Origin of the sequence: Nostoc sp. (genome assembly GCF_036917775.1) — a bacterium.
Classification (GTDB): Bacteria; Cyanobacteriota; Cyanobacteriia; order Cyanobacteriales; family Nostocaceae; genus Nostoc.
The window spans coordinates 12,851-36,702 of record NZ_JBALEQ010000108.1 but is presented as its reverse complement, the minus strand read 5'-3'; the positions used below and the strand labels follow the sequence as shown (position 1 = coordinate 36,702).

Annotated in this window: 22 protein-coding genes; 9 read left to right on the top strand and 13 right to left on the bottom strand. The window is 42.0% G+C overall.

Features of this window, described 5'->3' with window-relative positions; translation table 11 throughout:
* Nucleotides 1-174: 174 nt before the first annotated feature.
* Nucleotides 175-420 carry a UPF0175 family protein gene (locus V7K69_RS21660; RefSeq protein ID WP_335038077.1) on the top strand — a complete coding sequence of 82 codons (246 nt, stop codon included), beginning with the start codon at nt 175-177 and terminating at the stop codon, nt 418-420.
* On the opposite strand, the gene V7K69_RS21655 is transcribed toward V7K69_RS21660, so the two are convergent.
* Together V7K69_RS21655 and V7K69_RS21650 are read right to left on the bottom strand one after the other, a co-directional pair.
* A complete protein-coding gene (locus tag V7K69_RS21655; protein ID WP_335038075.1) occupies nt 421-675 on the bottom strand; it encodes a DUF6887 family protein in 255 nt (84 codons plus the stop codon).
* The gene (locus tag V7K69_RS21650) at nt 662-850 is read right to left on the bottom strand and encodes a DUF6888 family protein (RefSeq protein WP_335038073.1); all 189 of its coding nucleotides are present in this window, start codon (nt 848-850) and stop codon (nt 662-664) included. Before V7K69_RS21650 ends, V7K69_RS21655 begins: the two co-directional genes overlap by 14 nt.
* Before the next feature lie 208 nt (nt 851-1,058).
* On the opposite strand from V7K69_RS21650, the gene V7K69_RS21645 reads away from it, so the two are divergent.
* Genes V7K69_RS21645 through V7K69_RS21630 form a run of 4 tightly spaced genes read left to right on the top strand, consistent with a single transcriptional unit; the run spans nt 1,059 to nt 4,448 of the window.
* Complete coding sequence (locus V7K69_RS21645) at nt 1,059-1,910, top strand: ABC transporter ATP-binding protein (protein ID WP_335038070.1); 852 nt, start codon at nt 1,059-1,061, stop codon at nt 1,908-1,910.
* Nucleotides 1,867-2,721 carry an ABC transporter permease gene (locus tag V7K69_RS21640; protein WP_334900493.1) on the top strand — a complete coding sequence of 285 codons (855 nt, stop codon included), beginning with the start codon at nt 1,867-1,869 and terminating at the stop codon, nt 2,719-2,721. The genes V7K69_RS21645 and V7K69_RS21640 overlap by 44 nt, the downstream gene beginning before the upstream one ends.
* Before the next feature lie 19 nt (nt 2,722-2,740).
* Nucleotides 2,741-3,214 (top strand): MarR family winged helix-turn-helix transcriptional regulator, encoded by a 474-nt coding sequence (locus V7K69_RS21635; RefSeq protein ID WP_012410989.1) that lies wholly within the window; start codon nt 2,741-2,743, stop codon nt 3,212-3,214.
* On the top strand, nt 3,180-4,448 hold the full coding sequence (locus V7K69_RS21630) for an MFS transporter (protein WP_335038067.1): 1,269 nt from the start codon (nt 3,180-3,182) through the stop codon (nt 4,446-4,448). The genes V7K69_RS21635 and V7K69_RS21630 overlap by 35 nt, the downstream gene beginning before the upstream one ends.
* Nucleotides 4,449-4,670: 222 nt before the next feature.
* Here V7K69_RS21630 and V7K69_RS21625 read toward each other — a convergent pair whose 3' ends face one another.
* Nucleotides 4,671-5,096 carry a hypothetical protein gene (locus V7K69_RS21625; protein WP_335038065.1) on the bottom strand — a complete coding sequence of 142 codons (426 nt, stop codon included), beginning with the start codon at nt 5,094-5,096 and terminating at the stop codon, nt 4,671-4,673.
* Nucleotides 5,097-5,804: 708 nt separating this feature from the next.
* Entirely contained in the window at nt 5,805-7,553 is a 1,749-nt protein-coding gene (recN, locus tag V7K69_RS21620; protein ID WP_335038145.1) for a DNA repair protein RecN, read from the bottom strand.
* A 269-nt stretch (nt 7,554-7,822) separates the two neighbouring features.
* Between recN and V7K69_RS21615 the strand changes: the two genes are divergently transcribed.
* Nucleotides 7,823-9,814, top strand: a complete 1,992-nt coding sequence (locus V7K69_RS21615) for an ABC1 kinase family protein (RefSeq protein ID WP_335038063.1) — start codon at nt 7,823-7,825, stop codon at nt 9,812-9,814.
* Nucleotides 9,815-9,893: 79 nt separating this feature from the next.
* On the opposite strand, the gene V7K69_RS21610 is transcribed toward V7K69_RS21615, so the two are convergent.
* The 3 genes from V7K69_RS21610 to V7K69_RS21600 all read right to left on the bottom strand — a co-directional run bounded on the left by V7K69_RS21610 (nt 9,894) and on the right by V7K69_RS21600 (nt 15,114).
* Entirely contained in the window at nt 9,894-11,264 is a 1,371-nt protein-coding gene (locus V7K69_RS21610; RefSeq protein WP_335038061.1) for a DUF3370 domain-containing protein, read from the bottom strand.
* A 197-nt stretch (nt 11,265-11,461) separates the two neighbouring features.
* The gene (locus V7K69_RS21605; protein ID WP_174712906.1) at nt 11,462-11,896 is read right to left on the bottom strand and encodes a hypothetical protein; all 435 of its coding nucleotides are present in this window, start codon (nt 11,894-11,896) and stop codon (nt 11,462-11,464) included.
* A 233-nt stretch (nt 11,897-12,129) separates the two neighbouring features.
* Entirely contained in the window at nt 12,130-15,114 is a 2,985-nt protein-coding gene (locus V7K69_RS21600; RefSeq protein WP_335038057.1) for a valine--tRNA ligase, read from the bottom strand.
* Between the two features lie 57 nt (nt 15,115-15,171).
* On the opposite strand from V7K69_RS21600, the gene V7K69_RS21595 reads away from it, so the two are divergent.
* From V7K69_RS21595 to V7K69_RS21585, 3 genes are all read left to right on the top strand, one after another.
* A complete protein-coding gene (locus tag V7K69_RS21595) occupies nt 15,172-15,594 on the top strand; it encodes a GxxExxY protein (protein WP_229458083.1) in 423 nt (140 codons plus the stop codon).
* Between the two features lie 47 nt (nt 15,595-15,641).
* The gene (locus tag V7K69_RS21590; protein WP_335038054.1) at nt 15,642-16,913 is read left to right on the top strand and encodes an MFS transporter; all 1,272 of its coding nucleotides are present in this window, start codon (nt 15,642-15,644) and stop codon (nt 16,911-16,913) included.
* A gap of 98 nt (nt 16,914-17,011) precedes the next feature.
* Nucleotides 17,012-17,968, top strand: a complete 957-nt coding sequence (locus tag V7K69_RS21585) for an N-acetylglucosamine kinase (protein ID WP_335038142.1) — start codon at nt 17,012-17,014, stop codon at nt 17,966-17,968.
* A 26-nt stretch (nt 17,969-17,994) separates the two neighbouring features.
* On the opposite strand, the gene V7K69_RS21580 is transcribed toward V7K69_RS21585, so the two are convergent.
* The 6 genes from V7K69_RS21580 to V7K69_RS21555 form a co-directional block, all read right to left on the bottom strand.
* Nucleotides 17,995-18,735 (bottom strand): dienelactone hydrolase family protein, encoded by a 741-nt coding sequence (locus V7K69_RS21580; protein ID WP_335038051.1) that lies wholly within the window; start codon nt 18,733-18,735, stop codon nt 17,995-17,997.
* Nucleotides 18,736-19,157: 422 nt separating this feature from the next.
* Nucleotides 19,158-20,672, bottom strand: a complete 1,515-nt coding sequence (locus V7K69_RS21575) for a GH3 family domain-containing protein (RefSeq protein ID WP_335038049.1) — start codon at nt 20,670-20,672, stop codon at nt 19,158-19,160.
* The gene (locus V7K69_RS21570) at nt 20,672-21,280 is read right to left on the bottom strand and encodes a DapH/DapD/GlmU-related protein (RefSeq protein WP_335038047.1); all 609 of its coding nucleotides are present in this window, start codon (nt 21,278-21,280) and stop codon (nt 20,672-20,674) included. Before V7K69_RS21570 ends, V7K69_RS21575 begins: the two co-directional genes overlap by 1 nt.
* The gene (locus V7K69_RS21565) at nt 21,280-22,029 is read right to left on the bottom strand and encodes a sterol desaturase family protein (RefSeq protein WP_335038045.1); all 750 of its coding nucleotides are present in this window, start codon (nt 22,027-22,029) and stop codon (nt 21,280-21,282) included. Before V7K69_RS21565 ends, V7K69_RS21570 begins: the two co-directional genes overlap by 1 nt.
* Before the next feature lie 251 nt (nt 22,030-22,280).
* Nucleotides 22,281-22,757, bottom strand: a complete 477-nt coding sequence (locus V7K69_RS21560) for a hypothetical protein (protein ID WP_335038042.1) — start codon at nt 22,755-22,757, stop codon at nt 22,281-22,283.
* Between the two features lie 295 nt (nt 22,758-23,052).
* Nucleotides 23,053-23,817, bottom strand: coding sequence for an energy-coupling factor ABC transporter ATP-binding protein (locus V7K69_RS21555; RefSeq protein ID WP_335038040.1), 765 nt, complete (start codon nt 23,815-23,817; stop codon nt 23,053-23,055).
* Nucleotides 23,818-23,852: the final 35 nt, after the last annotated feature.

Below are 23,852 nucleotides of genomic sequence, written 5' to 3'. Positions count from 1 at the left end.
CCTTTGTCATGTACTTTCTGAAGCAATCTAAGCTAGTCAGTGGACAGAAAATTTCTGTATATACACCCTAACTTGTGGAAGCCTAAGTTACCAACACTGACTGTAAAGTTACCTGATTATCACTTGGCGATGCCCAAGCTGCTTAGAATAGTAGTGATAGAAAGGATTGTAATTATGAGCGTCGTCATTCCTAATGAAGTATTAACCGCAACTCGGATGACTGAAGGCGAAATGAAGCAGGAAATTGCGGTGATGCTTTTTCAAAAAGAAAAGTTAACCCTTGCTCAAGCCAGCCGATTTGCAGGGATAAACCGTATAGCATTTCAGCATCTACTCGCAAGTCGTCAAGTTTCAGTGCATTATGGGGTCGAGGATTTTGAACAAGATATAGAAAACTTGCGGGCGATGGGTAGACTGTGATCAATCTTGATCTTTTGGCTCCAATGCTGTGTTAGACGGCTGGTTGCTACCATTTCTTGCAGCTTCTAACTTTTGACGAATAGCTATCTGAACCTTTTCATCAAAATCAGGGTCGTTGAGAGATGCAATAATTCTGAGTGGACGTTTGTTAATTCTGTTTAAGTACGCCTGAAATGCTGTTTCATCTTTACGATGTTTGAGAAAATACTCTCTCAACTCGGCATTAGACATTGCATCATAGTTAACGCAGCTCATCAGCAAACTCCCCGTTGGGTAGAATTTGAAACTCCAGTTCTTCGCTATAACCAGCTAATAAATACACATTGCGAGTGCGATTATCAACACAAACTAGATGTATGGGCTGAAGCATAACATAGGTCAGTTGATAGGCGATGCGGTATAGACTCTCTAGCTGGGCAGCAGTAGGCATTCTGGACATTTCCTCACCTATTGGCTATCTTAACAAGTCTTTGCGCTTAATTTGTCAGTTATACTTCGCCCATCAATAACTTTGCCGCCACTCTACTGAGTTTCTTTTTACTCTGATTCAACTTTATGCCAGAAGTCTATTGACTTCTGGTAAATCTATTGAGAAGCTAATAGTTAGATTTACTAATTAATAGAAGTGCATCAAACTTGTGACAATACTGACGGGCAAAATAAATCGATCGCAACCTGCTAGCGATCCAAAACCACTGATTTTGGAAACTCAGGGACTCACACGCCGTTTTGGTAAGTTAACCGCAGTTAACAACCTGAGCATATCTGTGGAACAGGGCGAAGTGTTTGGATTGCTTGGCCCCAATGGGGCAGGGAAAAGTACAGTTATTAAAATGTTGACAACCTTGCTGCCTATCAGTGCAGGGAAAGCAACCTTAGCTGGCTATGACGTGACTAGTCAATCTAATCCTGTGAGACGGGCTATCGGTTATGTACCCCAGGCGCTCTCTGCTGATGGTAGTCTCACGGGGTACGAAAATCTCTTAATCTTCGCCAAGCTGTATGGAATACCTGCCAAAGGACGCGATCGCCGCATCTATGAAATTCTAGAATACATGGGTTTGCAAGATGCGGCGAAACGCTTGGTACGAAACTACTCTGGTGGGATGATTCGCAAGCTAGAAATTGGCATATCAGTTCTACATCAACCCCAAATTCTGTTTCTTGATGAGCCGACTGTCGGACTAGATCCCATCGCTCGAACTCAAGTATGGCAGCTTGTACTACAACTCTGTGCTGATTACGGCACAACTATATTTTTAACAACCCACTTTTTAGAAGAAGCGGATAGCTTATGTAACCGAGTGGCGATTATGCAGCAAGGTGAAGTTGTTACTACAGGTACGCCAAGCGACTTAAAAGCTTCTTTAAATAACCCAAATGCAACTTTGGATGATGTCTTTATTCACTATACAGGCGACCAGTTAACATCAGGAGTGAACTACCGTGACACAGCAAGAACCAGACGTACTGCTCAACGGTTGGGTTAAAGCACCACCCACTGTCCGAGTAAATTTGATCTCTGCAATTAAAGAGCTAGTTACAAAAACCCTGGCGATCGCAGAATTAGAAATCCGTAAACTCCGCCACGATCCCACTGATTTAGTCGTTCGGGCTGTACAACCAGCTTTATGGCTGCTAATCTTTGGACAAGTTTTCGCCCGAACTCGCGCGATTCCTACAGGGAACTTACCCTATTTAGACTTCATTTCTGCTGGAATTTTGGCTCAGAGTATTTTATTCGTGGCAATTTTTAGTGGTGGAATGACGCTAATCTGGGAGCGAGATTTAGGCATTGTCCATAAATTTTTAGCTAGTCCTACGCCTCGCGTGGCGATGGTGTTGGGCAAAGCCCTGGCGTGTGGGGTGAGGTGCTTATCTCAGGTAATATTCATTTACGGATTAGCATTTTTATTAGGTGTCAAACTAAATCTTCATCCCCTAGCTATTCTTCAAGTACTGCTGCTAGTCATACTAGGAGCGGGTTCTTTTTGTATTTTCTCATTAATTATTGGCTGTTTAGTGAAAAGCCGAGAAAGGATGACGGGTATTGGACAATTGTTAACCATGCCGTTATTTTTTGCGAGCAATGCCATCTATCCGATCTCGTTGATGCCCAGTTGGTTAAAGTTCATTTCCCATTTAAATCCGTTGACTTATCTGGTTGACGGGTTACGTAGCACCATGCTGTTAAACGGCACTAGCATCTATGGCTTTGGTCTGGATTGTACAATTCTCTTATTCACATTAATCATTTTGGCCATCCTTGGTGGAAAACTTTATCCACGGGTGGCCATGTAACTAGGAGAACAACAAGCCCATGACCTTGGATAAACCTAATCAAGGTGCAACTTCCGAAGAATGTGCCGCTAGAGTAATGGAGACAGTTCCATTAGTGATGCGGTTTATCCGAGCGGATATGCGTGCCCATAGTGCCGCTTTTTTATCTATACCTCAGTTGCGATCGCTAGCATTTATCAACCGCAATCCTGGTGCTTCATTATCTGACTTAGCAGAGCATTTAGGTGTCACCTCTGCCACGGCATCAGCAACTATAGAACGCTTGGTACAACGCGACTTTGTGAAACGGATTGCTCATCCTCAAGAGCGGCGGCGGGTGCTGCTCAATTTAACTGAAGATGGAAAACATCATCTCAAGCAATCCCAAGATCAAACTCGCGCTCATATTACCGACTTGCTCAAAGGTCTTTCCGAAGACCAAATTTCCAACATTGAAGAAGGCTTAACTCTACTAAAAAATGTCTTCGAGAAAACAGAACTCAAAGCCCCATAACTTTGAGGTTGCACAACACGATCCCTTTGCAGCCTTTAAGTTTCGAGACTATCGGCTATTTACCATTGGACGGCTGGTGCTGTTCGTAGGGTCGCAAATGCAAACTGTAGCGATTGGGTGGGAACTCTATGAGCGAACTAACTCAGCGATCGCTTTAGGTGGTGTAGGACTGGCGCAAGTCTTACCGATGATTGTTCTCACCTTAATTGCCGGAGATGTTGCCGATCGCCGCGATCGCAAAGTGACCATGTTACTCTCGGTAATGTTGCTAGCTCTCTGCTCACTAGCTTTAGGGGTACTTTCCTATACTCAGGGGGCAATTTTTCTAATTTACGCCTGTTTGGTATTAACGGGTGTAGCAAGGGCATTTCTTAAACCTGCCAGTGATGCTCTGATGTGGCAATTGATACCTGTTAGTGCGTTTACCAATGCAGCTACCTGGAATAGTAGTAGCTTTCAGTTAGCCGCAGTCATCGGCCCAGCCTTGGGGGGATTCGGTATCGCTTTGCTGGGAAGTGCTACAGGGGTTTATATATTAGCAGCGATCGCAGCTTTACTCTGTTTTATTTTAACGCTAGCGATTAAAGAGCAAAAAGTTACTCGCTCAACCGAACCAATCTCACTTCAAGCGCTTGCAGCTGGTGCTAAATTTGTTTGGCAAAATCAGTTGATTTTAGCAGCGATTACATTAGATATGTTTGCAGTATTGTTGGGTGGTGCGATCGCGCTTCTCCCCATCTTTGCCAAAGATATTTTACACGTGGGGCCAGTGGAGTTGGGATATCTCCAAGCAGCACACTCCATCGGTGCTTTGACTATGGCGATTACCCTGGCATATTTACCACCGTTACGCAAAGCAGGCCCAGCCTTATTGTGGTCAGTAGTTGGCTTTGGAGTTGTCACAATTATCTTTGGACTTTCTCGTTCCTTTTGGCTATCTATGTTAATGCTGATCCTTGGTGGCGCACTAGATAGCATTAGCGTTGTGATTCGCCATACATTGGTTCAAATTAGAACACCGGATCATTTGCGTGGTCGAGTTGCTGCTATTAATAGCGTGTTTATTAGTGCCTCGAATGAATTAGGGGGCTTTGAATCAGGCTTAACAGCGGCTTTATTTGGCCCGGTGATTTCCGTTGTGGGTGGTGGAATTGGTACAATTTTAGTAGTGATTGCTACAGCAATGATTTGGCCGGGAATTCGTAAGTTAGGAGCTTTGCAAGAGTATAAATAAATTTAAAATGGCAGTATTAGATGATGGAGTTATATCCACTACTAAGTCTTCCATAGATAATAAAAATCTCATCCTATGCAAGAGCTACAAAAATTGTTATCTCTTGCTTGGATGGGATTTTGTTTAATGAAATTTGCATATCACGTAATTAAAAGATAGAGCAACCCAGACTTTTGGAATTATGTATAACTTGAATTTGCTCTTCAAGTTATACAATTGCCACTAAGCAGTTAGGCCACCACCACCAAAACTTGGTATACCGCCTCCGTTTGGAATACCAAATTTAGAAAGGTCAAAGCTGCCTTCAGTTGGAATACCATACTTAGAAGGGTCGAAGCTATCAGCCGTTGGAATATCAAAGCTACCCAAATTAAAGCTGCCTTCTTTTGGAATACCAAATTTAGAAGGGTCAAAGCTGCCTTCAGTTGCAATACCATACTTAGTAGGGTCGAAGCTGCTTTCAGTTGGAATACCATACTTATCAAGGTCGAAGCTACCTTCTTTTGGAATACCATACTTATCAAGATCGAAGCTGTCAGCCGTTGGGATGCCAAAAGCACCTCCAGGTGCGAAAGGATCGCTGGGGTTGCTAGCCTGATCACCATCATTAACGAGATTACCAAAAACAGAATTTGAATCAGATGCCATTAGAGTTAATCCTCCTATTAGGACATAAATGTTGCTTCATTAATAAATGTCAAAAAGCACAATTAAGCTTTATCTGTAGCTTTCTTATTGTTTTTTGAATTGCTAATCTTGAGATTTTCGCACTAAATTACAGAGTGTTTTTATGAAAAAAATACTGTAATTTGTCCTGGTTATATTAATAATAAATATAAAAAAATTAACTTATTTTTACAATGAAAAATCTTTAGATGCTGGTGCCAAATCTTTTGATGCTTATGTCAAATCTTTAGATAATTTTACTAACGCAATTTGCAGAGTAAGCTCATGTAAATTGGTATAAATCGGACTTGACAAATTGTCATTATGAGTAAAAAGACAGTAATGCTGTTTTAAAAATTTCAAAGAGCAGATTACTTCTATTGCAATTCAATTTGATTATGTGAAAAAATCTAAATATATGTATTGGCGTGTCAAGACTAAATTTGTGCATTAGCAAACTCTTGTGGGATGGGCTTCTAGACTGTCCTAATTGGCGGGCAAAATGCCCGCCCCACAAGAAAATTTATTGCAACAATTTAGTCTTGCCACGCCAGTACATTAGGGCGGAGTTCGTAACGCACCAAAGTATTCTTTAATAGGATTTACGCAAAATATCTCTCAAACTCCGGTTTCTCCGTGTCCTCTGCGCCTCTGCGGTTTATTATTTCGTAACTCTTGCGTAAATCCTATTTAATTTTTAATTTTTTGACGATGATTAGCAGCTTGTAATAACAAAGATTCGGCAAAAGCGATCGCATCACTTGCAGATTTACCACCAGCTAACTGTGCTAATTCTTCCCGACGACTGGTTAAATTATCCAAGGTAGTAACTCTGACTACGGTACGTTGTTCAGCGTTCTCATTGTTAGCTTTTTTACCTTTGCCTTGATTGATAGTTTGCTTATCGACGCGGAAATGGCGATCGGCCATTGCCGCAACTAAAGGCTGGTGGGTAACACACAATACCTGATTGCGTTGACTTAGCTGGTGTAATTTTTCAGCGATCGCTTGGGCGACTCTTCCCGAAACCCCGACATCAATTTCATCAAAAACCATTGTCCCAGCCACATCAACCTGAGAAAAACAAGCTTTCAGCGCTAGTAAAAAGCGGCTCATTTCCCCGCCAGAGGCAACTTCCGTTAAAGGTTGCAGTGGTTCTCCAGGGTTAGAACTAAATGTAAAGGTTATTTTATCTGCTCCCATAACCGTGGGGAAAGCAGGCACTATCTCAACCAGAAACTTCACCTTTTCCATCGCTAAAGGCTTGAGTTCAGCTATCAAACGTGATTCTAAATTAGCAGCCGCCTTACTTCGCAATTGAGTTAACTGATTAGTTGCTTGGGTGAGTTTTTCAAAACACGCTTTTTCTTGCTGTTCTAAATTTTCAATAGATTGTTCGCTGTCGTTAAGCTGGGCTAATTCCCCTTGGATACGTTGGTAATAAGCGATCGCTTCGGTAAGTGTCGGCCCATACTTGCGGCAAATTTGCTTTAATTCCTGAATCCGTTCTTCTACCTCTTCCAATCGCTGTGGATCGGCTTCCAAACCGTCCCCATAAGCATTAATTTGCCTTCCCACTTCCATTACCGCAGCTTGCGCGTCCCTAACCAATTCCAACAGGTGTTGCAGTTGGGTATCGTACTCCACCATGTCATTTAATATCGCCTCACTATCTCCCAGTAAATCTCCTGCGGCTGGGGTTTCATTGTCGTTTTGATACAAAGCCTGATAAACCTTGTAACTCATCTGTTGCAAATCGACGACATGATTTAGGCGTTCTCGTTCTTGTCCCAACTGTTCCAATTCATCAGGTTCATTGAGATTAGCTGCTCCCAATTCCTGCACTTGATAAGTGAGCAAATCTAGTTGTTGCAACCGTTCCCGTTCTGATGTCCGGCGTTTTTCTAATGCTAAATGGGCCTGTTGGTAAGTATTAAAACTCGTAGCGACTTTATGACGCTGCTGCATTAAAGAGTCGCCGCCATATAAATCTAACCAGTCGCGGACTTGGGCAGATTGTCCCACTTGTACCGTTTGACCTTGGGCTGTGATTTCCACTAAGCGATCGCGCATTCCTCCCATAATCTGCCGATTTACTAACACACCATTCACCCGCGATCGACTGCGGATATTAGTAGCAGTGGCTGTGATTTCTCGGCTAATAACTACAGAATTTTCATCAAGCAAATCTATTTCTTGTTCAGTCAACCAAGCCGCTAGGGGGGCATTTGAGGTGAAAGTTGCTTCTACCATCGCTCGACTTGTCCCTGTGCGAATGACTCGACTAGAGACTTTACCGCCTAAAGCGGCATCAATGGCATCCAAAATAATCGATTTTCCAGCGCCGGTTTCACCTGTCAGCACATTTAGTCCCGCGCCAAATTCCAATTCCAGTTGGTCAATTAAGGCAAAGTTTTCAATTCGCAGGCAAAGCAACATCAAGCCAAATTCTCCATAAGGGCAGATGCCGGATAATTCTAATTTACAGGACAATAAGTATGATTTTCCAGCAACTAGCAATACCTAATACTATTGAACTAGTATGCCCGTTTAAGTGTAGCAAACCTTTGAGTAATGGGTAATGGATAATGGGTAATAGAAAAAATTAGTTGAATCCTGCTAATTTCTAATTCCCAATCCCCAATTCCCAATTCGTAAAGATATTGTTACAATTTTTAATGTGATCGTTCTGACTGGTGGCCTTTTTCATGATTGTTAAGACACTTCCCCCTAGTTCCCGACCGATTCAGGAGGACAGTCGCAACGGCACAGATAGCCGAGGTGAACTGGACGTTATAGATATAGTGCCAGAAGAGAATGGTACACCGAGCTTAGTTGTGCGTTCGCCAAGACTCTTAGCAGCCCAAAAGATCAGGACAACAGCCCAACCTGAGATTCTTTATGATCCTGTGGTCATAGCGGCGCATTACCAAAACAGACCCATACAAGTTGTCCGGCGGATTTTCGCAGTGTTGGGGCCGGCTCTATCCTTTGCTTTTGGGTTGTGGTCGGATAGTAAACGGGGAATTGTCGTCAAAAATGACCGCCGCCGAGCCATTCAGTTACGAGTATTGCTGACCAAACTGGGGCCTGCTTACATCAAAATTGGCCAAGCTTTGTCCACTAGACCGGATCTCGTTCCTACCGTATTTCTAGAAGAATTAACCAAGCTACAAGACCAATTACCACCTTTTCCCAACGAACTTGCTTATCAGTTTATCAAGGAAGAACTAGGCGCACCTCCAGAAGAGGTTTACGCCGAACTCTCGGCCCAGCCAATTGCTGCGGCTTCCTTGGGACAAGTATATAAAGGTAAGCTAAAAACTGGTGAAGAAGTTGCCGTAAAAGTCCAACGCCCCGACTTAAGAGAGCGGATCACCATCGACTTGTATATCTTGCGTAACATCGCCGCTTGGGTGCAGAAAACATTCAAACGGGTAAGAAGTGATTTAGTTGGGATTCTCGATGAATTAGGCGATCGCATCTTTGAAGAGATGGACTATATTCACGAGGGTGAAAATGCCGAAAGATTTTTCGAGTTATATGGTCACATAAAAGACATCTACGTACCGAAAATTTACTGGGAATATACCAATCGTCGCGTTTTGACGATGGAATGGATTAACGGTATTAAATTAACCCAGACAGAAGAAATTAGTGCCCAAGGCATAGATGCTCGTTATCTGATTGAAGTGGGTGTCCAGTGTTCTTTGCGCCAGTTGCTAGAACATGGATTTTTCCACGCCGATCCCCACCCTGGTAACTTATTAGCAACACCAGATGGCAAATTGGCTTATCTTGACTTTGGAATGATGAGCGAGATTAAGCCACCACAGCGTTATGGTTTAATTGAAGCGATCGTCCACGTCGTCAACCGCGACTTTGAAGGATTAGCAAAAGACTACGTTAAATTAGACTTCTTATCGCCAGAAACCGATTTAACCCCAATTATCCCAGCTTTTGCCAGAGTCTTTGCTGATGCCCAAGGAGCCAGCGTTGCCGACCTTAACATTAAAAGCATCACCGATGAACTATCGGCTTTGATGTATGAGTATCCTTTCCGCGTACCGCCCTACTACGCCTTAATTATTCGTTCTCTTGTGACTCTCGAAGGGATTGCAATATTTATAGATCCCACTTTTAAAGTCCTCAGCGAAGCTTATCCCTACGTTTCTAAACGCCTGTTAACAGACCAAGCACCGCAATTAAGAGCATCATTGCAAGATTTGCTATTTAAAGATGGCAGATTTCGCTGGAATCGCTTAGAGAACTTATTAAAAAATGCACGTAACAGTCAAGATTACGACTTTAATTTAGTTCTGAATCAGGGGATAGAATTTCTGTCCTCAGAACGTGGTGCTTTCATTCTTGACAAGCTAGTAGATGAATCTGTTAATGGACTTGATGCTTTAAGTAAAAACGTTTTGCATAACTTCACCTCCCTCTTACGAGAACGAGTTGGATTGACAGCAGTTAATGAAACTCCCGCAGCGACAGTTGAGCAACAACAAACCTTAGAGCATATCAAACATATATTAGGTATTCTCCGAGAAACACAAGGTTTTGACCCACTGCAACTTGCAAATCAAATTGCCCAGTTATTGGTAAATTCAGATGTACAACGTTTAGGTCAACAAATTGCCAACCGCTTCACACAAAAAGCTGTAGCTAGATTGATTCGGCAATTATTGGCATCTTAGTAAGAGTTATGAGTTAAAAAATTCCTTTAACTCATAATTCATCAACATTGATAACTATATAACCTCTGCATCCCTTGCCTTATTTTTGGTCTACAGTTTGAATTGTCAGCATTTGAGGGGGCGTAGCATCTGGTGGGTAGAGAAAATCTACTTTTACCATTCGCAGCTGTCCTGGAGATATTTTTAATTGAGCAAGCGGTTCTCCCATCTGTCCCCGTTGTTGAACTAAATGCCAATATTGGGTTCTGGGTAAGCCATTATCGTCATTGTAGCGAATACGAACTGTGCCACGAAAAAAGACGGATGGTTGGGGTGGTGAAAAAAAGCGAAGCCCAGGTTTACTTAAGTCGTCTTCTTTAATAGGTGTTTGAAAAAGCACATTTACAGTTTGTAGTTTGGCGGTATTGTTGATTAATGGGAGCGAGATGTTATATTCAATACCGTAGTTGCCATGAGCTTCGTAAGCAGTACCAGGATAACGCACCGCGAGTTTGGCAGTTTGGTTTTGTCCAGTACCCATTTTGCCTGCTAAAAGGGTGCTTAAACCGTATGAAAAAGCTTGTCCTGAAGCGGGAATTGTCAGGTATGAACTATTGGAGTCGGTAACTTGTGCTTGCCAACGAGAGCCAACAGCTACCGCCGCTACCCGACCGTAAATTTCTGCTGTCGCTGTCAGATTATTTGGAGGGCTAGGAGCAGGTTCACGTGGCCCCGCAAAATCACCATTTTCTAACAAGTTTTCCCATTCTTTTAAAGTGGGCGCTCGTTCAGTAGCATCTGGATTTAGTTTGGCAAACATAGCTAAGTTCGCCATATAAACTGGACTATCACTGTACAAACGCAACAAAGTAGAACGTCCATTTAATGGTGGTTTTAAAGGACGCACTGGAATTGGATGATTCATTAACATCCGGCTTTGTTTTGGTGGAATTACCAACTGGGCTGGCCATCCTGACTGCCGTTTTCCTCGTAGCATATCATTCATGACGCGATCGCCAGGGCCAGCATAAATGTTTCCCGAATTATTTGACTGTATGGGGGGAAGTTTGAGAAAAGGTGCATCAGGTTGACTAACATAACTGGCTGCTTGCAATATATTTATAGTTGCAGGGCGATCGCTGGGATTGTAAACAATCACCCCCAAATAAAGAGTCCGCAAATCATTTGGAGTCTCAATGGCGCGAGCAATATGATGAGAAAACAAATCAAAGCGTCCCTTCCATAGAAACTTCAGGTGTGCGCTTGGCACTTTTTTGCCTTGAGGAGGAAACGTAGACAGCAGAATACCTTCACTCTGAACTACTTCTGGGTTATTACTGTTAAATACTGGTATTGCATCAAGATGGCCAGGTAAAGGTCTTGTTTGTTGCGGAATGAAGATTTCCTGGGGTTCAGATGCTGGAGAAGGTTCTGCTTGAGCCAAAAGCAAAGAGGAAATAAAATTAAGCATTTATTGGAAAAGCAATTTATCGGTGAAGTTAAGAATACAGCATACTTGTAGTGATTATGTATGATGTTGCGCTTTATTCAGCTACGCCATATAAGTAAAAATTTTTATTTATCGAGCCTCAAAGTACCTAAAACCTTAATTTTGGGAAAAGTTACCAAGTTGTCCCAGCCGCCACGCGACTTTCAAAAGCATTGCTTTTAACTTTCCTGTTGAGGATAACCGTTTTTTTCGCGTTTGAGGCTTTCTTCTAAGGCTTGAATTTGTTCACGACGAGCTTCCAATTCTAAGGAACGCCTCGCTAAATCTTGGTTTTGCAACGTCAAGGATTGTCGCCAATGTTCTGCTCGCTCGGCTTCGTGCTGCAAAAATTCTGGGGTAATGCCGATGGTGAGGTAGTTTTGTACCAAGTGGAGTACCCAGTTGGTAGCGTCTTCTATTCTTTCAATGTCGCCTGTTGAAGAAAGTTCTACTAAAACAAGCAAGTTCTCACTCATACTCTTTCCCTTTCCTAGCAGAATGAAAGCCTCTTCTGGAATTATCGCCCACAAGTTATCAGCTTCTTGACGCGCCAACAAGCGTAACTGGTGCTGGTCTAAAAAATCGTTTTTACGCACCTGGGCTAGATATAGCATAAGAGTTGCTTCGCTCCAATTCAAAATCACCTAAGTTGAGATGCCTGCGACAAGCGGCAAAAAAGCTTACGCCGGAAGCTGATGCTCCGACTTCTCTCAAAATTCAAAAAAATTTAATAAAATAATAAGTTCCAGAATTGATATTTGAATCCTTGTTAATTGGTAATGGGTAATCGAGAATTATTGACACTCTCATTACCCATTACAGTTATCCTAAGTCATGCAGGCGATACCTAAGACAATGCCTCAAGGCGATCGCGCAAAATTTCCACTTGTTTTTGTGCTTCTGCTAAAGCATCCCGCGCTCCCTGTACCACATCGGCTCTGGCTCTATCCACAAAACTAGGATTGTTTAATCTGGTGCTGAGGGATTGAACTTCGGCTTCAGCTTTACTTAGGCTTTTCTCTAGTTTGGCACGCACAGCTTCAATATCCACTACCCCATTAAGAGGAATTAGCACTTGTATTGTACCAATTACACCTGCGATCGCATTTTCTGGTTCTTGTGGTTGCCCTAACTCTGTTTGCGGGAAAAAGCGTCCCCATAACCTAAGTCTCGCTTCAGCAGTGAGTAAATTTTGGCTAGCAAACCAAGCTGTGTAACCAAAACCAACTAATTCAAAGAAAGTTCCGACGATGGGAATGTCATCAATGGCATTTCCCGCAGCTAAACCCAATCTACCAAAGACAATGGCCACAATAATTAAGCCAATTGTCTTCAAACCCCTTTGAGGTTTTTTCGCAGCAACAGTTTGATTTTCTTGTTTGTCAGTAATAGTTAAAGTCTCAACCTTCGCCAAATCTTTAATATAAGACTGTCCAGCAGTGAGAATTTCCCGCTCCTTCTCGCTTTCAGTTTGCAAATTCGCTGTCACTTTTACCCCTGGCTTAATATCCGCTTCTGCGCGCAAATTCCGAATTGTGCGGATAGTAGCAATCATTAATTCAAACTGTTCTTCTAAAGCTAGATCAATTAGGTTTGCATCTACCTGGGGATAGGTTTGTAATGGTAAAGTTTGCGGGGAATCTGCTGGTTGTTGGGTGAGAGTTTGCCAAATTTCTTCGGTAATATGAGGCATCAACGGATGAAGCAATTTTAAAATTCCTTCCAAGATGTAGCCGAGGGTTTGCTGTGCTACCCGCCGCGATACTGGATCGGCATCTGCTTGCAATCTGGATTTCACCAGTTCAATATACTGATCGCAGAAATCACCCCAAATAAACTCATAGAGTCCTTTTGCTGCTTCCCCTAAACCGTAATTATCAATGTAATTCGTGGTTTGTTTGATAACTTGATGATACCGCGAGATGATCCAGCGATCGCTCAATTCGGTGGCTACTGGATTCCCCAATTGCTGCGGCGTTTGTCCATCCAAATTCATCATCACAAAACGGGCAGCGTTCCACAACTTGTTTGCAAAGTTGCGGGATGCCTCTACAGATGCCGATTCATCCTTTTTGCGATCGTATTCTAAGCGGATATCTTGACCAGCGCCAGCTACTTCTCTAATTAGGGTATAGCGCAGGGCATCAGTACCATATTTGTCAATTAATAACAATGGGTCAATGCCATTACCTTTGGTCTTTGACATCTTCTGACCTTTTTCATCCAGCACCAAGCCGTGGATGTAAACTGTTTGGAAAGGCATTTGCTGCGTAAAATGCCCAGCCATCATGGTCATTCTGGCTACCCAGAAAAAGATGATATCAAAGCCTGTTACCAAAGTAGTAGTTGGGTAGTAAGTTGCTAAATCTTGAGTTTGTTCTGGCCAGCCCAAAGTCGAAAACGGCCAAAGTCCAGAAGAAAACCAAGTATCTAATACATCTGGGTCTTGTTCTAGCTGGACATTTTCGCCAAATTGTGATTTAGCTTTTTCCCAAGCTTCAGTTTCCGATTTCGCTACCACAAACGGCGTATTATCGGTAATTTGCCCATCCGTTTCACTGATAGCGTACCAAGCCGGAATTTGGTGTCCCCACCATAATTGGCGAGAGATACACCAATCAGTGAGTTTTACTAGCCAATCACGATAAACCTTAGTCCAGCGTTGGGGGACAAACTCTGGAGAAGTTTGCTGGTCGAGGAATTCGAGAGTGTTGTCAGCTAAGGGGCGAATTTTGACGAACCATTGAGTTGAGAGGAGAGGTTCAATAGGTACTTTACCGCGATCGCTGTAGGGAACGGTATGTTTATAATCTTCTATCTTCACCAGAAAGCCATCTGCTTCTAGGCGAGAAACCACATTTTTTCTAGCAACAAAGCGGTCTTGTCCTTGAAACTCCCCAGCATTAGCGTTGAGAGTGCCGTCTTTGTTCATAATGTTGATTAACGGCAGATTGTGACGCTTACCCATGTCAAAATCGTTCGGGTCATGGGCGGGAGTCACCTTCACGCAACCCGTGCCGAAGGTAGGATCAACAAATTCATCGCCAATGATCGGGATTTCTCGTTGTAGAATGGGCAGAGTTACAGTTTTACCGATGAGATGTTTGTAGCGATCGTCATTGGGATTAACTGCTACTGCTGTATCGCCCAGCATGGTTTCTGGTCTAGTTGTCGCCACCTCTACAAAACCGGAACCATCGGTGAGGGGATAGCGGAAGTGCCAGAGATTTCCATTCACCTCTTGATTTTCTACTTCCACATCAGACACAGCCGACTGAGAAGCGGGACACCAGTTAACTAAATATTCACCACGATAAATTAAGCCTTCTTCGTAAAGACGAGTAAATGCCTCGACAACAGCTTTAGATAAACCTTCATCCAGGGTAAACCTTTCCCGTGACCAGTCCACCGAGACACCTAAGCGTCGTAGCTGATTCAGAATCGTTCCCTCAGACTCTGCTTTCCATTGCCAAGCGCGTTCTAGGAATTTTTCGCGCCCCAATTCGTAGCGAGTCTTACCCTCTGTTTTGAGTTGCTTTTCCAGCATACTATGCACAGCAATGCTGGCATGGTCAGTTCCGGGTAGCCATAGGGTATTGCGTCCCTGCATCCGGTGGTAGCGCACGAGGGTATCAATTAGGGCACTTTCAAAGGCGTGACCCATGTGTAAGCTGCCGGTGACATTCGGGGGGGGAATGACGATGCAGTAGGGTTCGCCGCCTTTGTTGGGGTCAGCTTTGTAAACTTGGTTGTCTTCCCAGAATTTTTGCCACTTAGCTTCGGTGGAAAAGGGGTCGTAGAGACTGGGGAGATTGGGAATGGTTGCGGTCATGCGGGAAAACTAAGGAAGGACTTTAATAAATTTTGCCATAGGGTTGGAGAGGGATTGATGGAAACGAACCGCCAAGACGCCAAGGACGCCAAGAGAAGGGAGCCAAGTGAGGAGGTGGATAGACTAGTTTACGCTGTGATTGGGGCGGCGATTGAAGTGCATAGGGTGTTGGGGCCTGGGTTTTTGGAGGAGGTGTATAAGGAGGCGCTAATTATAGAATTTTTCAGGTGCGGGATACCTCATGTGGTTGAGAAGGGGGTAATAGTGAATTACAAAGGACATGAAGTAGGCAAGGGGAGATTAGATTTTCTAGTTGCCAATTGTTTAATTGTGGAATTAAAAGCTGTTCAAAATTTAGCCCCAATCCACGAAGCTCAAGTCCTCTCATACCTTAAAATGACTAATTACCCCTTAGCCCTTCTCATCAACTTTAACGTCCCCCTTCTCAAAGACGGCATCAAACGCATCATCCTCTCTTAATCTTCCCTTGGCGCACTTGGCGACTTGGCGGTTCGTTCCCCAAATCCATGAAACACCAAACAACCTCCCCTTGGACATTCATCCCTACCCTCTATTTCACCTCCGGCATCCCTTACATTATCATCAACACAGTTTCCGTAATCTTTTACAAAAAACTCGGAATCGATAACGCCCAAATTGCCCTTTGGACAAGCTTCCTCTATCTACCTTGGGTCATCAAAATGTTTTGGGGCCCAATTGTTGATATTTACTCTACCAAACGTAAATGGATACTTTATACCCAATTTGCCATGTTCTGCTGCTTGGGTTTGATAGCCTTCTCATTACAACTGCCAAATTTCTTTTTCATCTCCCTTATAGCATTAACAATAGGAGCATTTATTTCTGCAACTTATGACATTGCCACAGATGGTTTCTATCTGCTGGCTTTATCTCCAGAACAACAAGCCTTCTTTGTCGGCATTCGCTCACTATTTTATAGAATGGCTGTTATATTCGGTTCTGGAATATTAGTAGTCTTAGCGGGTCAGCTTGAAGTATCTCTCAACAACATTCCTCTAAGTTGGACTATTGCTATTGGGTTCTCAGCTTTAATTTTAGCAATTCTGTTTATTTCCCATCGCCTATTTTTACCATTACCCGAATCAGATAATCAACGGCAAATACAAATTAGAGAAAATATACCATTTTGGTCAATCATTAGCTCATATTTTGCTCAAGATAAAATTATCAGTATTTTAGCCTTTATCTTGCTCTACAGATTTGGCGAAGCGATGCTTGTCAAGATAGCCTCTTTGTTTCTATTGGATAAACCAGAAGTAGGAGGCTTAGGGCTTTCAACGTCAGATGTCGGATTAGTCTACGGTACTTTTGGGGTAATATCTCTGATTTGTGGAGGAATTTTAGGAGGCTTGCTAATTTCAAAATATGGATTAAAAAAGTGTCTATTTCCTATGGCTTTGGCATTAAACTTACCTGATATATTTTATGTATATATGGCTTATGCTAAACCTTCGTTAAAATTAATATATCCCTTGGTTTCATTAGAACAATTTGGCTATGGTTTTGGATTTACGGCTTTTAGTGTTTATCTAATGTATATTTCTCAAGGCGAATATAAAACTTCTCATTTTGCCATATCCACTGGCATTATGGCTTTAGGAATGATGTTACCTGGATTAGTTAGCGGTTATCTCCAAAAATCTTTTGGCTATCCATTATTTTTTGTCTTGGTCTGTTTGTTTACTATTCCTGGGATGATTGCTATCTTTTTTATTCCTTTAAAGGAAGAATCGAAGCGTCAAAATCAGCAATCCTAAATGAGTTATAAAAAATAGAATTTTAATCGAACCACAGAGGCGCAGAGAACACAGAGAGATAAGAAATGGGGATTTTACAAGATGATTTAGGACTGCATATGACTTACGTTTTGGGGGTAGATGGCGGTGGTAGCAAGACTGTTTGTGTCTTGATGGATGATTTGCGTCAAGTGCTAGGTTACGGTGAAGCAGGCCCATCTAATTATCAAAGTATAGGTATCGAAGCCACTCTACAATCTATTCAATCTGCAATTAAAAATACGGTTGAGGCAGCAATAATTACAAATTCTGTGAATATTGATGCAATATGTTTAGGTTTAGCAGGTGTAGGTCGTGCAACAGATATCGAAGTAGTGAAAGGTTTAGTTAAAGAGTTACTGAATAATAAATTGCCTATTGCTTGGGCATTGCAAGCAGAGAATATTGTAATTTGTAATGATGCTTTAATTGCTTTAGTTGGTGGAATTGGTCAGCCTGTAGGAATTGTAGTTGCAGCAGGTACTGGTTCGATAGTTTTCGGCCGAAATCATGAAGGACATACTAAGCGAGTCGGCGGCTGGGGTTATATTTTAGGAGATGAAGGTAGCGCCTATAAAATTGCGATCGCAGCCATGAACGCAGCATTAAAATCTTATGATGGACGGGAAATATCCACGAGTTTGATAGAAGGTTTTAAACAGCATCTTGATTTGGAAAGTATAGAAGATTTAATAGAAGTAGTATATCGGCGAAAATGGGGAGTTAAACAGATAGCAGCTTTAGCACCAATTGTAGATTTGGCAGCAGCTTCAGGTGATATAGTAGCGAATATTATAATTGATGATGCTGTAAAAGAGTTAGTGAAAGCTACATCTACAGTAATTGATGCAATTTTTAGTCCTGACTCAGTTTTAGAAGTAGTCACAACAGGAAGTGTATGGCGCGGTAGATGCAAGATCCATGAAAGATTTGCAGTGTCTCTTGTTAAGAAGTTTCCTAATGTAAACGTGATTTTTCCGAGGTATGAGCCTGCTTACGGTGCTGGTTTGTTAGCTTTGCAGACAACTCAAATTTGACGCGAAGAAAGCAATAATAGAAGTTTTCAGTTTGCAAATATGCGTCCCAAAAAAGTTATTATTTCAGACCAAGCTGCGGTGGTAGCACTAGAATCATAACGATAACCGTCGTCGCGCATGAATGTATGTTCTGCTTCATACAAGAAAACTTGGTGAGGTATGTTAGCATTCTCAATTGCTTTTATTATGGTTTGGCGATCGCTATCTGGTATATGAGGGTCAAGAGTACCGAACACCATTAGCATCTCGCCTTTGATTTCACTTACTCTCTGGATTGTATCGGCTACCTCTTTACCCAGTTTACCACTGGGAATCCCAGTAGGGTAACAGCAGACGCAAGCCCGAATTTCGCTTTGAAATGCTGCGCGGAATGCTAAATGTCCACCAATACAAAAGCCGAGAGTGCCTATTTGATTTGGAGAAACCGCACTCTCTGTTTTCAGAAATTCAATTACAGCAAGGCAATCGGCATCATAATCAGCTACGGAGGTTCGACGCGCATCGTCATTTCCCCGCATCCTTCCCAGATCATCTGGCTCTATTACTAAACCAACTGGCTCAATTCGGTGAAAAATTTCTGGTGCTGCTACTACATAGCCATATCCTGCTAAGTAGTTAGCTAGACGAATTATTGGATCACCTAGCTGATAAATATCACTGTAGAAGACAATACCAGGGTATTTTCCTGCTGCTTTAGGAGCCGCAACATAAACACGCATCAAACTGCCATCGACTCTTAACTCAACGTTGCGCTTAGTAATTTGCACTTTTTTGTCTCCGTGTATATCAAGATGGCATCTAGCGATCGCCTTAGAGCTTGTCAGGAAACAACCTTCCTTCTTTTTAATTAGAAATGCTTTCTCAGTAAGCTTTTTAGGTGGCAAATTGTAAAAGTTGTTTCTTGACAGGCTCTTATTGCAATAATCCGCTTAGAGATTGCCATTTTGCATCTCTAATATTGAACTGCTTGTAGTATTCTTCTACATTTTTCAAAATTTACAGAACGAAATTACATTAATTTATTGATAGTAAAAAATATTTTATCTCCGGTATACACATCTGTATACCCATATAAATGTGCTTTTTAAGACTTAAGTATTTCCAAGAAATAAACTTACCACAGAGGCGATCGCAGATGATTACTAAATAAACAAGGACAGCAAGAAAATCATCAAAATCCAAAGGTTAGCTATTTCTGGTAAATTTCCAACTTCAACTCTTGTAAAAATTCAGTGCTAATGGGTGAAGTTGCTAGAATTGGATGCTTAATACCTCCCCAAATACTTCCAGTGTGGATACGATGGGAAACTAATATTTCAGGAATTTGACTAGAGATTAAAACCTGTGGTGGTGCAAGTTGACCGATGGCTCTAGCTCTTTGGTAATGATATGATTCTGATAGAGCCAGATCCAATTGTTGAGCGATAATTTCTGGGGTTTCTTTTGCTGAATCTAGTAATAGAATATAGTGTGGAGGATCGGCAATAGGCATCAAGGTTTTAAAATTAGTTTCTTGCAAATTCAACAAAGTTAGAGCATTATTTACAAAGGTTTCTTGCAACTTTTCGCCCACCAAATCGCTAACAGCTTGATGTCGTCCGATAAACTCTAAACAGGGAGTGTGGCGATAGTAATGAGTTACCCGGATGCGATCGCCAATTCGATAACGATACAATCCGCCTTTCTGGGATAAAATAATCGTGTATTCCTTGCCAATGTTGAGTTCATGTAAACCATACAGGGAACCAGTCTCATTCTCGAACTCGAAAAAAACTTCATCAAGAACCGGCACACATCCCCTAGCGACAATCAAGGGAATCGTCATTGGGGCTTCCGTTGCTAGGAGTCCTTTACCTTGAATTAATACACCTGGAAATTTTAATCTTAATCCTTGCGCTTGATCTGCTGCATTGGCGTTATCCCAGCAAGAAATTAACTTCAAATTTGGCCAGAGCTGCATCCAGGGAATATTATTTTCGCTGAGAAGTTTCAGACGGTGATGTGAAATCCGGTTATGTAATTCTTCTCGCAATAAATCCTGATTTTCTTGAATATATTTTAAATGTATTTGTAGAAAACTAGGACTCCAAATAGAGATAATTTCTAGTTTTTCAGCCTCTAATAATGCCAAAGCCAGTTGATGTTTAAACAAGTTCGCGTCATGCAGCCGATTAAGTTTATTTGGCATTACCAACCAAGGACGTAAAAACCAACGCAACCAGCCATCTAAATAGTCTAAATCATCTTGTAAACTTTGGCCTTCAGCTACATTTAATTGCGGCGAGATACAAGCATAAATCTTGCCTGTAGAAAATTTCGGGCCATTTACAATCAAATCATGCGCCCAGACACAAAACATTTGATTAAACGATCGCCGCAAAGATTGAGTATAAGGAATCCATTTTACCGCCCCACTACTACCAGAGGTTTTTTCGTAGAATAAAATTAGTTCTGGTGTGAGAGAAATTTGTTGAGTTTTTTTATTCAAGTAGGGTTCGAGCGCATCATAATCTACAATTGGTACACGCTGCCAATCGTCTATAGAATGAATCCCCAAAGTTTTACCATACTCACTTTTGATTAGGCGATCGCAAATTTCCCTTTGTACAGATGTCTGCATTAACTCTGGGTTATCCAAAGCTTGATAAAATCGCCTCGCTGTTGGTGCGAGTATTTGCCCAAAAAGCTGAATAATCGGACGCATTATTGCACCTTTTGATTAGGATAAAAGTTGCTGGCTGCTGGTAAATAAGAACCATCGCCAATGACGACACCAGCAGCAAGATTAGATCCGGCTCCCACAAAAACATTGCTACCAATCTTGACTTTTTTGACATACAACATTAAATTTTGCTTGCGGGGTTTAATGATGTGAGAATAGATACCGACACCATGCCCGATAACGACGCGATCGCCAATTTCTAATAAACTGCGATCGGCAATCTCCAATCTTGTTGTCCAGTATACATCTCGCCCCACTTTAGCACCCCACAATCGCAACCAACACGAAAACACCCCCGGAATCAGTCGCAGCACTGCTTCCAACACCGGAATTGCAATATAAATTACCTGGATTTGATGACTACCCCACCAGGGACTATATTCTTTACCTTGTAGATAGCTAACACCCTCCCGCACAGGATAAACCCATTCATGCAAGCGGTAAACTAGCACTGGTAGCCCATAAATAGAAAGGAACACCGCCAGAATACTGAAGATGTTAGGTGAATAGGCGAGGTAGACTATTGCTGCCCCAGTTAGCAATAATATAAAGGTGGGAAAAAACGAAAGAATTTTACTTATAACTGTCATTAAAATGGGAAAAAAAGTTTTTGAAACAAGTTTAATGAGCTAGGAATTCCGATTATAGACGGTAGTTTTTTGCTTTCATAATATGTTCCATGTAACTTATCCCAAATTTTCAGATTAGCCGCATAGTTATAATTGTGGACTTCGCCGCAATGATGCCAAGCATGATCCTGCGGTAAGATTAGCCAAGAAGATAAAAATTGGTAAAGCTTGGTATTTACTGGAATTATCAAGTTGCTATGTCGCCATAAATCTAAGGCAGAAGTTAGACTTACTCCAAGTAAATAACCTGTTGGATCGGCTAACAGATACAAAAACAAAGTGTGTATCCATAAATAAATAATTAACAAACTTGTCCAAAGTGTGTTGCGAGAAGTTCCTAATACATCCATTTGAGTAACAGTATGATGGACTTGATGAACTTTCCACAACAATTTAGTATGTAATAAACGATGATTCCAATAATATAAATAATCAACCAGGACAAAACTGATAATAAAAGCCGGAACTAATGATACTTTTAAATATCCTTGGTGAGTGGGTATTAAATGTTGATAAAGCCAATAAACTAAAGTCGCTTGTAGTAAGGGAATCAAAATTCCTTGAATAGTTAATCCTGTACCATCTAGCAACCAATCTTCACGATTTTTAACTTTGAGTTGAGTTCGTCCAACCTGATTGGTAATAGTCCAACCAACTAATCCGATAAAAGAGCCAAAAATTAGTAGTTGTGCAAAGTTCTGTATTCCCACTTATGATTACTCACACTGATATTGATTAATTACGAATTATTTTTAGAGGATGTTTGAAAAGTCCTTTTGTTAGTAGCAAAACGTTTTAGATCCCCCTAAATCTCCCTAAAAAAGCAGGGCTTCAACACTTGCAATTTTACCTGTTTTAGGGAACGAAACAGCTCTGGGGGAAGCAGGGGGGACAAGGGGGAATTATTGAACAAGTCTCTCTTGTCTCTTCTTCATTCCCAATTCCCAATTCTCCAGATAAATTATTCTGGCTGGCTACAATACTTATTCATCTGGTTGACTAACGTATCTGACTTCTTGCCAAGAGTTGTAGCTGTTGTCAGTGCTGAGTCAATTTCGGTTCTAGCCTTTTGGATTTTTTCTCTACCCGATTCTGACGCTTCTGCTGTCTTGGTTGCACCAAGCGCTCTACCTGCTTTGGCGATCGCTTGACTAAGATTCTGAAAAATATTGACAAAACCGCTTTGAAATTCTTTCAGCTTGGGATCTTTTAAATTCAGTTCCTTAATCGATTTAGTCACAAATTCTAAATCTTTAGACAGTTGTATGCTGGTGATGACTTGCCTTCCTTTATTGTTATCAATCAGAGAAGTTCCGGCATTTACAACTCGAATCAGTCGCTGGCATTGAGAAATTTTATTTTCGCTGCAACTGGTAACGAACAAAGCGATGCTCAGGCTAACAGGAGCAATAACAGTATATTTATGTAAAACAGACATTAACACCCCAACAGCAATAAAACCCAAAATATAGTATCTAATATTACGGGCAATGGGCAGAGAGAATAGTGAATGATTCTTTAAACTCCACTTCTGTACCCATGCCCGAATGACATTAAGATAAGCGCAAACCCCTTATTAACTGGCTTTTGAGTGTGGGGAGTGTGGGGAGTGTGGGGAGAGAGGGGAGTGTGGGGGGTCAGATTTCTTCCCCATCCTCCCACACCTCCCACGCCTCCCTCAGACAAAGGTTTCACGTTTTCCTAGTGCCATTCGCCCATGCCCCAATTTCAAATCACCAATCTATGGGCAAACCTAACTGGTCTAAAGTAGCACCATCTTGCAAAAGTGGCTGAATATTGCCGTCTATTTGAATTCGACCACCAGAAAGCACCAAAGCACGTTGTGTAACTCTACCTAACCAATTTAGGTCATGGGAGGCAATTAACATCACCTGTACTGGTAACTTTAACAATACTTGTGCTAAATGTCGTCGCCATGCTGGATCAAGACCGTTAGTCGGCTCATCCAAAATTAGAATTGTCGGGTCTAGGGCTAAAATTGAGGCTAGGGCAGCAAGGCGTTTTTGCCCACCAGAAAGTTCGTGAGCGGAACGATTAGCGTAGGCTTCTAGTCCGAAATCAGCTAATAACTGCCGGGCGCGATCGCTAGCCTCTGCTGGTGACATTCCGTAGTTGCGTGGGCCAAAGGTAATATCTTCCAAGATGGTGGGCATAAATAGTTGGTCGTTGGCATCTTGAAAGCTAAAGCCAATTTGACGACGTATTTGGGGTAGAGTTTTAGGCTCTAAGGGGATGCCATTAATAATAATTTTCCCCGTTTGGGGTTGTTTTAAGCCGATTAGGTTCTCTAGCAAGGTGCTTTTTCCAGAACCAGTTGCTCCCATCAAGGCGACGCGATCGCCTTTATTCAAAGTAAAAGAAATTTCTTGTAATACCGGTTCCTGGCGAGAATAGGCATAGACCAAGTTCTCAACTTCAACGACAGTTGCGTGGGGGTTACGGGTTGGTGGTTGGGGATTAGATGTTAAAGATTTCAAGATTCACAAACTCAATATTGCGGAGTGAGGATTGG